This window comes from Streptomyces sp. 11x1 (assembly GCF_032598905.1).
GTDB lineage: Bacteria > Actinomycetota > Actinomycetes > Streptomycetales > Streptomycetaceae > Streptomyces.
The window spans coordinates 2,891,111-2,906,632 of sequence record NZ_CP122458.1; the positions used below are offsets into that span (position 1 = coordinate 2,891,111).

The 15,522-nt window shown below is 70.2% G+C and carries 11 protein-coding genes; 3 read left to right on the forward strand and 8 right to left on the reverse strand.

Annotated features, from left to right (window positions below; translation table 11 throughout):
* The first annotated feature begins 1 nt into the window (after nt 1).
* Entirely contained in the window at nt 2-460 is a 459-nt protein-coding gene (locus P8T65_RS12520; RefSeq protein ID WP_316725460.1) for a hypothetical protein, read from the forward strand.
* Nucleotides 461-552: 92 nt separating this feature from the next.
* Here P8T65_RS12520 and P8T65_RS12525 read toward each other — a convergent pair whose 3' ends face one another.
* The 6 genes from P8T65_RS12525 to P8T65_RS12550 all read right to left on the reverse strand — a co-directional run bounded on the left by P8T65_RS12525 (nt 553) and on the right by P8T65_RS12550 (nt 9,625).
* Nucleotides 553-1,278: a GH12 family glycosyl hydrolase domain-containing protein gene (locus tag P8T65_RS12525; RefSeq protein WP_316725461.1), complete on the reverse strand. Its 726-nt coding sequence runs from the start codon at nt 1,276-1,278 to the stop codon at nt 553-555.
* A 152-nt stretch (nt 1,279-1,430) separates the two neighbouring features.
* On the reverse strand, nt 1,431-3,425 hold the full coding sequence (locus P8T65_RS12530) for a beta-galactosidase (RefSeq protein WP_316725462.1): 1,995 nt from the start codon (nt 3,423-3,425) through the stop codon (nt 1,431-1,433).
* The gene (locus tag P8T65_RS12535) at nt 3,425-5,653 is read right to left on the reverse strand and encodes a 1,4-beta-glucanase (RefSeq protein WP_316725463.1); all 2,229 of its coding nucleotides are present in this window, start codon (nt 5,651-5,653) and stop codon (nt 3,425-3,427) included. Before P8T65_RS12535 ends, P8T65_RS12530 begins: the two co-directional genes overlap by 1 nt.
* 262 nt (nt 5,654-5,915) lie before the next feature.
* Nucleotides 5,916-6,878, reverse strand: a complete 963-nt coding sequence (locus P8T65_RS12540; RefSeq protein WP_316725464.1) for a carbohydrate ABC transporter permease — start codon at nt 6,876-6,878, stop codon at nt 5,916-5,918.
* Complete coding sequence (locus P8T65_RS12545; protein ID WP_316725466.1) at nt 6,875-7,909, reverse strand: ABC transporter permease subunit; 1,035 nt, start codon at nt 7,907-7,909, stop codon at nt 6,875-6,877. Before P8T65_RS12545 ends, P8T65_RS12540 begins: the two co-directional genes overlap by 4 nt.
* Before the next feature lie 27 nt (nt 7,910-7,936).
* Nucleotides 7,937-9,625 carry an extracellular solute-binding protein gene (locus P8T65_RS12550; protein ID WP_316725467.1) on the reverse strand — a complete coding sequence of 563 codons (1,689 nt, stop codon included), beginning with the start codon at nt 9,623-9,625 and terminating at the stop codon, nt 7,937-7,939.
* A 385-nt stretch (nt 9,626-10,010) separates the two neighbouring features.
* Here P8T65_RS12550 and P8T65_RS12555 point away from each other — a divergent pair, with 385 nt between their 5' ends.
* Complete coding sequence (locus tag P8T65_RS12555) at nt 10,011-12,863, forward strand: glycoside hydrolase family 3 C-terminal domain-containing protein (protein WP_316725468.1); 2,853 nt, start codon at nt 10,011-10,013, stop codon at nt 12,861-12,863.
* 145 nt (nt 12,864-13,008) lie between these two features.
* Here P8T65_RS12555 and P8T65_RS12560 read toward each other — a convergent pair whose 3' ends face one another.
* Complete coding sequence (locus P8T65_RS12560; protein ID WP_316725469.1) at nt 13,009-14,496, reverse strand: aldehyde dehydrogenase family protein; 1,488 nt, start codon at nt 14,494-14,496, stop codon at nt 13,009-13,011.
* A 193-nt stretch (nt 14,497-14,689) separates the two neighbouring features.
* On the opposite strand from P8T65_RS12560, the gene P8T65_RS12565 reads away from it, so the two are divergent.
* The gene (locus P8T65_RS12565) at nt 14,690-15,040 is read left to right on the forward strand and encodes a hypothetical protein (RefSeq protein ID WP_316725471.1); all 351 of its coding nucleotides are present in this window, start codon (nt 14,690-14,692) and stop codon (nt 15,038-15,040) included.
* Nucleotides 15,041-15,059: 19 nt separating this feature from the next.
* Here P8T65_RS12565 and P8T65_RS12570 read toward each other — a convergent pair whose 3' ends face one another.
* Nucleotides 15,060-15,506: a DUF1772 domain-containing protein gene (locus P8T65_RS12570; protein WP_316725473.1), complete on the reverse strand. Its 447-nt coding sequence runs from the start codon at nt 15,504-15,506 to the stop codon at nt 15,060-15,062.
* Nucleotides 15,507-15,522 lie beyond the last annotated feature (16 nt).

Consider the following 15,522-nt stretch of genomic DNA (forward strand, 5'->3'; position numbering starts at 1 on the left):
TGTGACCAGGGCGGTTCTCGTTCGGGACCTGGTGCGGTGCTGGCTGCGGGCTCTCGTGCGGGTGGGCGTGATCACGCGGCTGGACCTCCGGTCATTTGACGGCTCCACTGGTGATTCCGGACACGATCTTTCGCCGGCCGACGAGAAAGACGGCGATCATCGGCAGGCGCCGGGCTGGACGGACGAGTGGCTGGCGCTGGGGCTGCGCGCCGAGGACGGACGAGGACCGGCGTACGTGTCCGTGTGGCGGAGGGGCGGAGCGGCCGAAGTACGGATCCCGGTACGGCACTTGGCGGGCTCGGACCTGCCCGTGCACACCGAGGTCCTGCACCCCTCGGCCGCGCGTGCGGACTCGGCGGCATCCTGGGACCCCGCCACCGGCGAACTACGGGTCTCGGTGCCGCGCACCCCCGGCATCCTGCTGATTCGCCTGTCCCAGGAGGAACGGACAAGGGCCTAGGAGGACCCGAGCCGGCACCGCGTGGGGCGCGGCACCGGCTCGGACTCGTACGCGGGCCTGGCTACGACCCGTTCGCCGACGACGTCCGCACGTCAGCTGCTGCTGACCGTCAGGTTGTTGGTGACGAAGTCCAGGCCGCCGGAGGACGAGGTGACCTCGAAGCCGAACTGGACGTCACCGATGGTCTCGTTGCCCATCCAGCCCTTGGTGTCCTTGATCCACTTGAGAATGGGGAGGATCTGGACCGTGCCGGAGTTCGAGTCCGAGGTGCGCAGGAAGGAGAACACCTCGTTGGCCCCGTTGCTGCCCTTGTAGACGCTCCAGGTGTGGCCGCCGAGCGTGGCGTTGCCCTGCGCGCTGCCGAGCGGACCGACGGCTCCGTTGTAGTTGACCCAGAGCATGATCTCGTAGTCGTAGTCCGTGTCCCAGATGTCGTACGACGAGTTGTACGCGCCCGACGACGGGACCGTGACGTTGTAGCTGCTGTTGAGCGAGCCGAGCGAGGTGATCGTCTTGTTGATCACCTTCTTGGTGTTGGGGTACGACTTGATGCCGCCGGTGTTGGGGTGGTTGGCCCAGACTCCCCAGTTGGTACCGGAGTTGGCCCAGATGCACTGGCTGCCGGCTCCGGAGCCCCAGATGTTGTTGTAGAGCGTGTAGCCGTTGAGGCTGGTGTTGCCCCACTGGTCGCACGAGTTCCAGACTGCGGCCGAGGCGGGGGCGGCGGCGAGGCCGATCGTGGCGCCGAGCGCGAGCGCGGGGGCGAGCAGGACCTTGCCGATCCGGCCCAGGGTGCGGGTGCGGGTGCGTAGTGCCATGGGTGCCGGTTCCTTCCATGGGTGGGGGGGCGTGCGGGGTGGGGAGCTACCGCGGACTCGTGGGGAGATCGCGGTCTTCTCCGGCGCCGGGGCCGATCACTGCGAATGTCCGGCCTGCCGCGGCGCCGGGGAAGCCATGGGCATGATCACGGTCACGGCTTCAGTACCGCCACGCCGTGCCGGCCGAGCGAGAGCGACCCGGTGACGGTCGCCCCCGTCAGCAGGTCGCGATGGGTACCGGGCACGTCGACGGTGACCTCGTCGCGGCCGTGGTTGAGCACGAACAGCAGGTCGCCGCGGAGCACCGCCTCGACCCCGCCGGGCAGTCCGTCCAGCACGGGCCGTACCCCGGCGTCGGCGGCGATCCGCCCCAGCAGGGCCCGCAGTTCGGCCGGTTCGGGCAGCGTGGAGACGTACCAGACCCGCCCCTTCCGCAGCACCGCCGGGAGGCCGTCGAGTTCGCCGCCCTTGTAGGGGACGACCTGCTCCGCGTCCTCCGGCTCGATCTCCTCGGACCACAGTGTTCCCCGGAAGACGCCCCGGGCGCCGTCGCACTCGACCTCCTCCCCCGGGTCCAGCGGCCACCACTCGTGCAGGGTGCGGATGCCGAAGAGGTCGCGGAGCCGGGCGTCCATGCCGCCGGGGCGCACCCGGTCGTCCTCGTCGGCGACACCGGTCAGAAAGCCGCTGACGAGGGTGCCTCCGCCCCGGACGTACGCGCGGAGGTTGTCCACGGCGGCGTCCGTGAGCAGGTAGAGCTGCGGTACGACGACGAGCCGGTGGGCGGAGAGATCGTGCTCGGGGTGGGCGAAGGCCGTGGTGAGGTTGGCCTCCCAGAGCGCGCGGTGCCAGGCGCCCACGACCTGCGGGAGATCGACCTCGGACGACAGGCGGCCGTCATGGGCACCGGCCCACCAGGAGTTCCAGTCGAACAGCACAGCGATGTCCGCCTGAATGCGCCGGCCCGTCACCTCGCTGCCGATGGCCGCGAGTTCCTGTCCGAGCTGCTTCACCTCCTGGTAGGTGCGGCCCTGCTCGCCCGCGTGAGAGACCATGCCCGAGTGGAACTTCTCCGCGCCCTGCCGGGACTGCCGCCACTGGAAGTAGCAGACGGCGTCCGCGCCCCGGGCCACGGCCTGGAAGGACCACAGGCGGTTGAGCCCGCGGGGTTTGGGGTGGTTGACACCGCGCCAGTTGACGGGTCCGGCCGCCTGCTCCATCAGCATCCAGGGGCCGCCACCCGCCTGGGAGCGGGTCATGTCCTGGACCAGGGCGCCGTTCTGCGCGCCGAGCGGGTCACGCGGATCCGGGTAGAGGTCGACCGAGACGACGTCCTCCTCCTCGGCCCACCGCCAGGCGTCCTGCCCCACCCACATCGGCATGAAATTGGTGGTGACCGGCAGGTGGGGGGTGTGCCGGCGGACGATGTCGCGCTCCATGACGTAGCACTCCAGGAGCATGTCGCTCGTGAAGCGTTTGAAGTCGAGCACATGGGCGGGGTTGCGCAGGTAGTGGGCCCGGCGCGGCGGGAGGATCTCGTGCCAGCCGTCGTAGCCCTGGCTCCAGAAGGCGGTGCCCCAGGCCTCGCCCAGCGCTTCGAGCGTGCCGTACTTCCGCCGCAGCCACGCCCGGAAGGTGCGGGCCGCCTCGTCGCCCCAGTCGTAGGTGCAGTACTCGTTGTTGATGTGCCACATCGTGAGGGCCGGGTGGTCGGCGTAGCGGGCGGCGAGATCCTCGGTGATGGCTGCGGCGTGACGCCGGTAGATTTCGCTGGAGTGGGAGAAGTGCTGGCGGGAGCCCCACCACTCGATGCGGCCGTCCTCGTCGCGCGGGAGGGTCTCGGGGTACAGGCGCCCCATCCACGGCGGCGGGGAGGAGGTGGGGGTGGCGAGGACGACGCCGATCCCGCTCGCGCGCATCAGGTCCATCAGCCGGTCCAGCCAGCCGAACTCTCGTGCCCCGGGCCTGGGTTCGAGCTTCGCCCAGGAGAAGACACCGAGGGTGACGGAGTTGACGCCCGCCTCCCGCATCAGGCGTACGTCTTCATGCCACACCTCCTCGGGCCACTGCTCGGGGTTGTAGTCGCCGCCGAAGAGGATGCGGCCACGGGTGGCGTCGGCCAGGGACGGTCCCGTCGGTCCCGGCATCAGGTCGGCTCCCCGTACTGGATGCCGCGCCCGTTGGTGGCCAGGTACACACGGCCGTAGACGCGCGGGTCGCCGACGATGACCTCACCGGTCCAGCCCCACTGGTGGGCGTCGTCGTTGATCCGGGTCCAGGTCTTCGCGGCGTCGTCGGAGCGGTGGACGACGGTGCGGGTCTCCGTCGAGCCGACCTGGTAGATCGCCGGGTAGCCGGCGCCCGGGGCCGCCTTGCCGAAGCCGAGGGTGTACGAGGCCCGGCAACTGTCGACCTTCGAGAAGGCCGCCCCCGCGTCGGTGGACCGGTACAGCCCGCTCGTCTTCGCACTCAGCCACAGGTCACTGGTGCGTCTGGGGGCCGCGACCAGCTTGAACTGGCTGTCCCCCGCGGGCAGTCCGGTGGCCCGGGCCGAGAAGGAGGCACCGCTGTCCGTGCTCGCGTACAGCGTCCCCGTGTCGGTGTCGTAGGCGTAGAAGCGCGCGGGGTCGACCGGGTCGGCAACCGGCGTGGCGCCCTTGGGGAAGGTGGGGACCTCGGCCCAGGTCGCGCCGTTGTCGGTGGAGCGGTGGGCCGCGTACTTCGTGCCGTCCCAGTGCACGAAGGACCACACCAGCACGCTGCCGTCGGCGTTCACGGCGATCGGTCCCGGCGCGTCCTTCGCGATGTCGGGCTGGGCCCCGAAGGGCTCCCAGGTCCGGCCGCCGTCGTTCGAGCGGGCGCCGTTGCCGTGGTCGCCCCAGCCGGTGCGGACCACGTACGACGGCTTCGCCGCGGCCTGCGCGAGTCCGGTCGCCGATCCGAACACGGGGTTCGACGCCATGCCGCGCGACGGGGAGGCGGTGAGCCGCTCGTGGTACATCGTGCCGATGTCCCCGCTGCCGCTGATCAGGTGCGCCTGCCCGGTCGGGGGCGAGATCAGCTGGCGTACGGACGTCTCCTCCAGGCCCCTGATCTGCGGGGCCCAGTTCTTCAGGTCCCGGGTGCCGTAGAGGGTCGCACCGGTGCCGTAGACCATGTGCTTCGAGTCGTACGGGTCGAGGGCGAGCGCCTGGATCCACCAGCCGAACTTCGGCTTGTCGGCGCCCCACTTGAGATAGGGGGTCTCGGACACGTCGAGGACGGCGGAGTCCTTGAGAGACGTCCAGGTGCGGCCGCCGTTCGTGGACCGGAACAGGGTGTCGATCTCCGCCCAGCGGTTGTTGGTGGACACGACCACCGTGCCCGGGCGGCGGGCGTCGACGGCGACTCCGCCGTAGCCGAAGGCGTCGGTGCCGCCGTCGGTCGTGGTGCCGCCCGGCTTCACGGGGGTCACTTCGGACCATGTGCCGGTGGTGGTGCGGAGCTTGTGCACACTGCCGTCCGACTGGCCGTTGGGGCCGGGGGCGTTCGCGTACGTCACGTACAGCTCGCGGGTGTGCCGGTCGTAGGCGGCTCGGATCGGGACCTTGGCGGCGGCGCCGGTCGGGCTGCCGGGGACGGTTTCCCAGGTGGTGCCGTCGCCGGTGCGGTAGAGGTTCGCCGTCGCGGAGGTGTCGTCGGCGTCCCCCCAGCCGGCGTACACGGTGCGGCCGGCGGCCACGAGCAGGGTGACGCCCTGGCCGGAGGCGCTCGGGGTCGCCGGGAAGCCGGTCGCGGACGCCCAGGTGGCGCCCCGGTCCGTCGACCTGAGCAGACCGTCGTGCCGGGTGCCCAGCCACAGGGTGTCGCTGTCGCGGGGGTCGACGAGCAGGCGCTCCCCCGTGCCCCGGCCGTCCTCGTTGGCGCCGAGCTTCACGGTCAGGTCGCTGCGGGTCCAGGTGGCGCCGCGGTCGTCGGAGCGCAGGATCGCGCCGTTGCCGGCCCAGGGCTGGGTGTAGGTGCCGAGGGCGAGGTAGACGCGGTCCGGGTGGGCGGGGTCGAGGGCGATGGCCTCCACGCCGAGGAGGTTCCAGTCGTCCCAGCCGAGGTGGTCGGTCAACGGGGTCCAGCGGGCCTTGTGGTCGTCCCAGCGGTAGGCGCCGCCGATGTCGGTGCGGGCGTAGGCGAGACCGCGTCTCGCGGGGTGGAAGAGGACGCCGCTGACGAAGCCGGTGCCGCCGATCACGGCGTTGCGCCACCGGTAGCCTCCGGCGGTCGAGCCGCTTCGAGCCTCGGTGGCGTGGGCCTGGGCTGTCAGTGCGGGGAGGGTGGTGAGGGCCGCGGCGGCCGCGGTCCCGGCGAGTACGGTTCGGCGGGTTGGGTGGGGGGTGCGCATGACATACCTCGTCTTGTACGGGGGGGGTGGGGGTGGGCGGAGCGCCACGAGCTTGAAGATTCGGGTGGGTGGAGTGCCGCGAGCTCGGGGGTTCGGGGTGCGTGGGCGGCTGCGGTGGTTCGTGGCTGGTCGCGCAGTTCCCCGCGCCCCCAAAGACTCCGGGCGAGCCCCATGCGCCCAGGGGCGCGGGGAACTGCGCGAGAAGCCCCACGCACCCGCAGCCGCCCACGCACCCGAACCCCCGAGCTGTCAGGCGCCCCTGTCAGCCCTTGATCGCGCCGGTCAGCATGCCCTTCTTGAAGTGCTTCTGGACGAAGGGCGAGAGCACCGCGACCGGCAGCAGGGCCATCACCATGACCGCCATCTGGATGGCCAGCCCGGACAGCTGACCGGTCCTGATCGCCTGGCTCAGTCCGACCGGCGCTTCCTGCTTCTGAACGAGCTGGATCATGACGTTCTGCAACGGCATCATGTCCTGTTCGTTCAGGTAGATCGACGCGTTGAACCAGGCGCTCCAGTACCCGACGGCGTAGAACAGCGTGATCACGGCGAGGACCGCCCGGGACAGCGGCATGACGATCTGCCAGAGGATCCGGACGTCACCGGCGCCGTCGATGCGCGCGCTGTCGATGAGTTCCTGCGATACCCCCATGAAGAAGCCGCGCAGCACGAGGATGTTGAAGATGCTCACCGCGCTCGGCAGGATCAGCGCGAGATAGGTGTCCATCAGTCCGAGGGACTGCACCAGCAGGTAGGTGGGGATGAGCCCCGCGCTGAAGAACATCGTCGCCAGCAGCATCATCAGGATCCAGCGGTGCCCGAAGGATCCGCTGCGCGACAGGCCGTAGGCGCACAGGACGGACACCGCCATGGAGAACAGGGTGCCGACCAGGGTGATGAGAATGCTGATGATCGCGGCGCGGGTGACCTGACCGCCGCTGAGCAGCTCCTCGTAGGCGATGAAGGTGATGCCCTTGGGCACGATCACCAGGCCGCCCGCCTCGTCGATGGTCTTGCGGGACGACAGACTGGTGACGACCACGATCCACAGTGGGAAGAGGACCGCCAGACAGGCGAACGACAGGGCGATCCCCTTGCCCGCCAGGCCGGCCTTCGAGGGCTCCTCCTCCCAGGCCGGTCGGGGCGGGGCCTGCCACCAGCGGGGTGTCCTCTCCCGCCGGTCCGGCTCGGTGTCCTGGCGCGGGCGCGCCATCACGGACGTCATTTCTTGTACACCCCCTGCTCGCCCATGAGATGGGCCACCTTGTTGGCGGCGAGCACCAGGCCGATGCTGACCACGCCCTTGACGAGGCCGGCGGCGGCCGCGTAGCCGAAGTCCTGGTTGCGTACGCCGTTCCACCACACGAAGGTGTCGAGGACCTCCCCCGCGCCCGGTCCGACGCCGTCGCGTTGCAGCAGGATCTGTTCGAACCCGACGGTCAGGGCGTCGCCGACGCGCAGGACGAGCAGAAGGGCGATCACCGGACGCAGGGCGGGAAGCGTGACGTGCCACATCCGGCGCCATCGTCCGGCACCGTCCATCGCGGCGGCCTCGTAGTGGTCCGAGGGCACCGAGGCCAGCGCGGCGAGGAAGACGATGATCCCCCACCCGGCGTCCTTCCACACGCTCTGCGCGGTGATCAGGAACGGGAAGGTGTCCGGGTTGGTCATGATGTCGAGGCCGTCGTAGCCGTTCTGCCGCAGCAACTGGGACAGCATCCCGGCGCCGCCGAACATCTGCTGGAAGACGGCGATGACGAGCACCCAGGAGAAGAAGTGCGGCAGGTAGAGCACGGCCTGGGCGACAGCCCGCACCCGGGGCCGGATCACGCTGTTGATGAGCAGCGCGAGCAGGATCGGGATCGGGAAGAACAGCACGAGCTGGACGAGGAACAGCACCAGCGTGTTCTCGACGGCGTTCCAGAAGGCCGAGTCCTCGAAGATCCTTTGGAAGTTCTCCAAACCCACGAAGGGGCTGTTCAGCATGGACACGATGCCGTTGTCGCTGATGTAGGGGTCGTAGTCCTGGAAGGCGACCACATTGCCGAGCACCGGCAGGTAGTTGAAGACCAGGACCAGCACGACGGCCGGCAGCGTCATCAGGAGCAGAACCCGGTCGCGTCGGAACCTGAGCCGCAGGCTCAGCTTCTCCGGGGGGCGTTTCTCGGGGGAGCCGGTGGTGCCGCCGGACGTCACCCGGGTCTTCACCGGCGTGCTGGCCTCGGTCTCGCTGCGAGGCACCGTGCTGTGGGACACAGCCGCTCTCCTTGCCTCAGAGCCCGGTCAGCTCGCCGCCGAACCGTTCTCGTCGAGGAGCTTCTTGTACCAGTCGCGCAGCTTGTCGCCGCCCTTGCTCTTCCAGTCGGACACGGCCTGCTGCATGTCGCTGATCTTCTTGTGCCCGCGGATGATGTCGTCCTCGAGCTGCTCGAAGTCGTTGGCGAGGTTGGTGTAGCGGGAGGGCTCGGTGATCTGCAGGCCCCAGAAGGACGACTTCTTGGTGAAGGCGCCCATCCGCTGCTGCCATTCGACCTGGGCCTTGGTGTAGTCCGGGAGGTCGGGGTGCGCGATGGTCGGGGCAGGGCTCGCCACCATGACGTAGGCGTTGATGACCTCGTTGTTGCCCTTGTCGTTCTTGACGGGGACGCCGTCCTTGAGCGTGTAGTGGGTGCCCTCGACGCCGTAGTTGGTCATCATCCACTCCTTGGTGCCGTACGGCGCCGCGGTGACGTTGGCGACCGCCAGCACGTCGCGGATGACGGACTCGGAGACCTTCTTGTTGACGAAGGCGAAGATGTTGGCCGGCATCGTGGCGTACAGCGTCGGGTCACCGCCGTCGTGGCCCCAGATGTCCATGCCCCAGACCCTGACGTCGGGGTTCTGGGTCGAGAAGGAGGCCTGGTGCCCGTACCAGCCGGACATGTCGGTGTTCCAGATCAGGAACTCGCCGGCGGCGAACTTGGGTGTCGGGTCGGCGATCTGACTCTTGCCCAGCTTGAAGTTGGGGTGGACGACTCCGGCGGCGAACAACTTCCGCGTCCACTCGATGGCTTCAAGGTACTCCGGGGTCTCGATACGGTTGATCAGCTTGCCGTCGACCAGGTTCCACCAGAGCGGCTTCTCACCGCCCCCGAGCACGCCGAAGTTGCTGAACGCGGTCCACTTCATGTCACCGCAGGCCCACCGCTTGGCCCTGGGGTTGGTGATGTCCTTGCACAGGGCCATGAACTCGTCGGCGGACCGCGGGATTTCGTAGCCCTCCTTGTCGAAGATGTCCTGGCGGTAGAGCGGCACGATGTTCCCGACGTACCCGGCGGGCATCGGCAGGCCCATCAGCTTGCCGCCGAAGATGGAGCGCTGCCAGGCATCGCTGGGGATCGCCGCGAGGTTGGGATACTCCTTGACCTTGTCCCCGGACAGGTACGGGCCCAGGTCGGCGAACTTGCTGATGATGGCGCTGGGTATCTTGCCCATCATGTTCCAGCCGGGGATGACGACCACGTCCGGGACGTCGCTGGAGGCGAGGACCGCGCCGAGCTTCTGGTCGTAGGTGCCGCCGTCCTGGTTGCGCCACTGGACGTCGACGCCGATCAGGTCGTTCATCGACGTGTAGTAGGCGTTGTCCTGCTTGGGCGGCGAGCCCCAGAACGGCGACATGATGGTGACCTTGCCGCCCTTGCCGAGCTTCTTGGTGACCGACGTCCTGAGGTCGGCGCTGTCGAGCTTGGCGGTGAAGCCCATCGACGAGCCGTTCTTCGCCGGGATGTCCGGCTTCACCACGTCGCTCGCCACGTACGCCGGGAGGATCTTCTTGGCGTCCTTGCCCGACGTGGTGCCCTCGCGCGAGCCGCTGTCCGAGCCGCCGCAGGCGGACAGCAGCGGCAGCCCCCCGGCGACCGCTGCGGTGGCGACCGCCGTGGAAGCGAGGAAACTTCTCCGGCTCGGGGCGGGGGTGGCGGAGTTCGGCGTCATTGCGTCAACCCTTCATGGCGCACACCAGGACACCCGGCGGTGGCCGTCGGCTGCGGTGTCTGTGAGGAACTGGCTGTGCTGAAGCGGTGAACCCTCGAGCGACGGAGGGAGGTGAGCACGCGAAGCGTTGCCCTCCACAGTCGAAGCGCTTCGATGTTGCTGCGAGGTTAAGTGAACGACCGGGGGTGCACAAGGGTCGATTCCCAGATTCCTCGGCGGTGCGGCCGACCGGAACACCCCACTCCGACCTTCGTTGTCCCGGGCCGTATGTCGGTGCGGAAACGGATCTGTTGCGCCTCGATCTCTTGACACCCGCCCCACAGTCGAATGAGCATCGAAGCGCTTCGAAAGCGCCCCGCCGGTTCATCGCAAAGGGATCCCCAACGTGACCGCACACACGACACCCACGCCGCCTTTCCGCGATCCGCAGCTGCCGCTCGCGAAGCGCATCGACGATCTGCTCCAGCGGCTCACCCTGGACGAGCGGGTCGCCTTCCTGCACCAGTTCGCCCCCGCCGTCGACCGTCTGGGGGTCGCCGCCTTCCGCACCGGCCAGGAGGCTCTGCACGGGGTGGCCTGGATGGGCCCCGCGACGGTGTTCCCGCAGGCCGTGGGCCTTGGCGCGACCTGGAACGAGGATCTCGTCCGCCGCGTCGGCGAGGCCGTCTCCACCGAGGTGCGCGCGATGCGCGCCCGCGACGACCGCGTCGGCCTCAACGTCTGGTCCCCCACGGTCAACCTGCTGCGTCACCCGCTGTGGGGCCGCAACGAGGAGGGCTACTCCGAGGACCCCAGGCTGACCTCGGCGATCGCCACCGCGTACACCCGCGGTCTGCGCGGCGACCACCCCACGTACTGGCGTACGGCCCCCGTGCTCAAGCACTGGCTGGCGCACAACAACGAGACCGACCGCTCCACCACCTCCTCCTCGGTCCGCCCGCGCGTCCTGCACGAGTACGACCTGCGCGCCTTCCGCGAGACCGTCGAGGCGGGCGCCGTGGCCGGGGTGATGCCCGCGTACAACCTGGTCAACGGCCGCCCCAACCACGTCTCGCCCCACCTGGCCGAGCACCTGCGGCGCTGGACCGACGAACACCTGCTGGTCTGCTCGGACGCGGGCGCGCCGTCGAACCTCGTCGACTCCGAGCACTACTACGCCACCCACGAGGAGGCGACCGCCGCCTCGCTGCGTGCCGGAGTCGACAGCTTCACCGACCACGGCACGGAGAGTTCGACGATGATCGGCCGCATCCGGGGCGCCCTGGACAAGGGCCTGCTGACGGAGGAGGACATCGACCGGGCGGTCCGCCGCCAGCTCTCGGTGCGCTTCCGCCTCGGCGAGTTCGACATCGAAGCCGACCCGTACGCCGCCGTCACGGACTTCGACACCCCGGCCCACCGCGCCCTCGCCCAGGAGGCCGCCGAGCAGGCGGTCGTGCTGCTGAAGAACGAGGGAGAGCTGCTGCCGCTCGCGGCCGACACCCGGATCGCCGTCGTCGGGCTGCTCGCCGACGAGTGCAAACTCGACTGGTACAGCGGCACCCTTCTCCACCGCTCCACCCCGCTCGAAGGCCTGTACGACCGCTTCGGCGCCGAGCGGGTGACGTTCGCGGAGGGCGTGGACCGCGTCCGTCTGAGGGCGCTGTCCACCGGCGCGTTCGTGTCCGTGCCCGAGGCCGCCGAGGCCGCCGACGAGGCGCGCGGCGCGGAGGGCGCCCTCGACCCGGCGCTGCTGGCCGGCCGCACCGACCTGCCCCCGCTCACCACGGACCCGGACGGCACCGAACTGGCCCTCGTCGACTGGGGCGACGGCGTCCTCACCTTCCGCGCCCCCGACGGCCGTTACCTCTCGGTCGCCGACGACGGGTACCTGCGCGCCTCGGCGGACCAGCCGGGCGGCTGGATCGTGCAGGAGACGTTCCACCTGGAGCCCTCCGGATCCCACGGGAACGGGCACCTCCTCAAGCACGCCGGGACAGGCCGGTACGTCACTGTCGGCCCCGACGGCGTGAAGGTTGCCGACAAGAATCCGGAAACCTTCGAACTCGTGGTGGTGCAGTCCGGCGAGGAGGCCGTGGCCAGGGTGGCCGCCGAGGCCGACATGGTGCTCGTCGTCGCGGGCAACGACCCCCACATCAACGGCCGCGAGACCGAGGACCGCACCGGCCTCGCGCTCCCCGCCCACCAGGAGCGCCTGCTGCGCGCAGCCCGCGCCGCCAACCCCGACACCGCGTTGGTCCTGGTCTCGGCCTATCCCTACGCGGTCGATCCCGCCGACCTGCCCGCCGTCCTGTGGACCGCGCACGGCGGCCAGGCAGCGGGCACCGCCCTGGCTCGGGTCCTCGCCGGCGACGTCTCCCCGGCCGGGCGCCTCCCGCAGACCTGGTACGCCGCCGACGCCGACCTCCCCGGCCTCCTCGACTACGACGTGATCGGCGCCCGTCAGACCTACCTCTACTTCGAGGGCACCCCGCTCTTCCCGTTCGGCCACGGCCTGTCGTACACGGAGTTCGCGTACGGAGACCTGGTCGCTCAGGTGGGTGACGACGTCCTGACGGTCTCCTTCACCGTCACCAACACGGGCGCGGTGACCGCCGACGAGGTCGCCCAGCTGTACGTCCGCGCCGAGCACCCGTCGGTCCCGCGCCCCCGCCGCGAGCTGGTCGGGCACCGCCGGGTCACGCTCACGCCTGGCGCCTCGTCCGAGCTGGCCTTCCGACTCCCGCTCTCCGTACTGCAGTTCTGGGACGTGGCCCACGGCACCTGGCACCTGGAGCCCGGCGCGTACGAACTCCTCGCCGGCGCGTCGAGCGAGGACATCCGTCTCCGTACGACCGTCACCGTCGAGGGCGAACCCGTGGCCCCGCGGGCGGTCGTGACGCACGGCCTGGCCGCGGCGGACTTCGACGAGCAGCGCGGCACGGAGATCGTCGACCGCACCAAGGAGTCGGGGGACGCGGTGACACCGACGGGCGGCGGTGCCGGTGAACTGCTCTTCCGCGACTGCGACTTCGGCGCCGGGATCACCGGCGTCGAGGTGGAGGTGTCCGGGGCGGGCACCGTCGAGTTCTCCCTGATCGGCGGCCCGGTCCTCGCCACGCTGACACCGGAGCGTCCCACCTGCGACCTGTACACGTACACCACGCTGCGCGCCGACCTGAGGGCCGCCGGCGTGCACGACGTCCGCCTGGAGCTGCGCGGCCCCCTGCGGCTGGCGCACGTCGGCTTCTCCGGTTGAGGGTCCGGAGGCAGGCCGACGCACAGAAGGGGCCCGGCACCGGAAGGCATCGGTGCCGGGCCCCTTCATCCCGGGATCTGCCCCCAGGCTACCTGAAAACGATTGTCAGAAGCTAGGGGTGGAGCGGGGTGATCTCAGTGGGGCGTCAGAGCTGGAGTCCCGTCAGGACCATGACCCGCTCGTAGGTGTAGTCGTCCATCGCGAACTTCACACCCTCGCGCCCGGTCCCGGACTGCTTCACGCCGCCGTACGGCATCTGGTCGGCGCGGTAGGACGGCACGTCGCCGATGATCACGCCGCCGACCTCCAGCGCGCGGTGGGCACGGAAGGCGGTCTGCAGGTCGTGGGTGAAGACGCCCGCCTGGAGGCCGTACTTGGAGTCGTTGACGGCGGCGAAGGCCTCGGCCTCCCCGTCCACCTTCCGCACGGTGAGGACGGGTCCGAAGACCTCCTCGCAGGAGACGGTCACGTCGGCGGGCACGTCGGCCAGGACCGTCGGCGCGTACGTGGCGCCGTCGCGCTTGCCGCCGGTGAGGAGGGTGGCCCCGGCGCCGACCGCCTCCTGGACCCATGCCTCGACCCGCTTGGCGGCGTTCTCGTCGACCAGCGGTCCGACGTCGGTGGCGCCGTCGGACGGGTCGCCGGTCACCTGGGCCTCGACGGCGGCGACGATGCGCGGCAGCAGCCGCTCGTACACGGACGCGTCCGCGATCACCCGCTGCACCGAGATGCAGGACTGGCCGCCCTGGTAGTTCGAGAAGGTCGCGATACGGGTCGCGGCCCAGTCGAGGTCCTCGTCGCTCGCGTAGTCGGCCAGCACGACCGCCGCGCCGTTGCCGCCCAGCTCCAGGGTGCAGTGCTTGCGCGGCACCGAGTCCATGATCGCGTAGCCGACCTTCTCGGAGCCGGTGAAGGAGATCACGGGCAGCCGCTCGTCCTGGACGAGGGCGGGCATGCGGTCGTTGGCGACGGGGAGGATGCTCCAGGAGCCGGCGGGAAGCACGGTCCCGGCTCCCGCGCCTGCCGCGGTCGCCGCGTGGGCCTCGGCCTCGGCGAGCAGCTCTCCGATGATCAGACCGGAGAGCGGGGTGGCCGGGGCGGGCTTCAGGACGATCGGCACACCGGCCGCGATCGCCGGGGCGATCTTGTGGGCGCAGAGGTTGAGCGGGAAGTTGAAGGGTGCGATACCGAGGACGGCGCCCTTGGGGAAGCGGCGCGTGAGGGCCAGCCGCCCCTGACCGCCGAGGTCGGTGTCGAGCCGCTGCGCCTCGCCGCTGTTGAACCGCCGGGCCTCCTCGGCCGCGAACCGGAACACGGACACGGCCCGGCCGACCTCGCCCCGCGCCCACTTGATCGGCTTGCCGTTCTCGGCGGAGATCAGCTGCGCGATCTCCTCGGTCCGCTCGGCCAGACTCCGGCTGACCCGGTCCAGGACCGCGGCCCGCACGTGCGCGGGCGTCGCCGCGAACTCGTCCCGCACGGCGTACGCGGCGGCCACGGCCTCCTCGACCTGCTCGTCCGTCGGCACACTCACGCTGCCGACCGAGCGCCCGTCCCAGGGCGACGTCACATCGAACGTGGTCTCACCGGTGGCCCGACGGCCGGCGAGCCAGAAGGCGTGAGTGGCGGTCATAGTCGTTCCCGGCCCTTCGATAAGTGACACTTCGGCTTCCGCTCCACGGTAGGGCCGGGTCGCCGAGGGGTCGTTTGTCCGGCACGTATGAGTACGGCCGGGGGTTGCGCCGGATTGGACGAGTGGGGCACCGACACCGCTGGAATCAGGCCCGTCGGACCCGACCGGAGCGCCGCCTGCGAGGATTCCCCCCGTGACCTACGACCTCGCGGTGTGGGACGGTGCACGCCCACTCGACGACGATCAAGCGGGCTCGGTCTACGACGAGCTCTATGCACGCTACCTGGAGTCGGACGAGGTCACCGCGCCCCCGACCCCGGCCATCGCGGCCTACGTCGAGGCACTCCTCCAGCGATACCCGGACGACATCGACGGCGACACCGTCTGGGCGTCGCCCCCGGTCGTCGACGAAGCCTCGGGGCCGATCGTCTACCTGGTCATGTCCTGTCGCGCGACCCAAGAGGTCCTTGATCACGCCGCTTCACTGGCCCACGAGCACGGGCTCGTCTGTTACGACCCACAGGCGGCGTGCCTGCGGGCGTGAGCCACGTGCGCAGGCGGGCTCAGGCGAGGGCCGCGACCAGCAGGGTGAAGGCGGCGATGATGACGGCGACGCGGGCGTAGTGGAAGCGGTCCCAGCGGTTCGCCTGCTCCTTCCAGTCCTCGGGTCGGTTCTCGGGCGTCCACGTCTTGCCCCGGTTGTTGATCGGGGCGAGCAGCAGAAGCGACATGATCACGCTGACGACCAGCAGAACCCCGGCGGTGACCACGAGGCCGGTACCGCGGTGCTGCCATCCGGCCACCGCCCAGACCGCGACGAGCACGAGCGACGCGATGTACCAGACCGGCATCACGGTGCCGAGCATCCGGCCCCCGCGGGCGCGGCCGAGCACGGCGCTCTCCTCGGGCAGTCCGTTGAGGATCGGGTTGACGACGAAGGCGACGGAGAACTCCACCCCCACCATCAGGCCGATGACCACCGTGGTGAACACCTCAAGTGCGTCGAGCATGATGACCCTCCAGGAA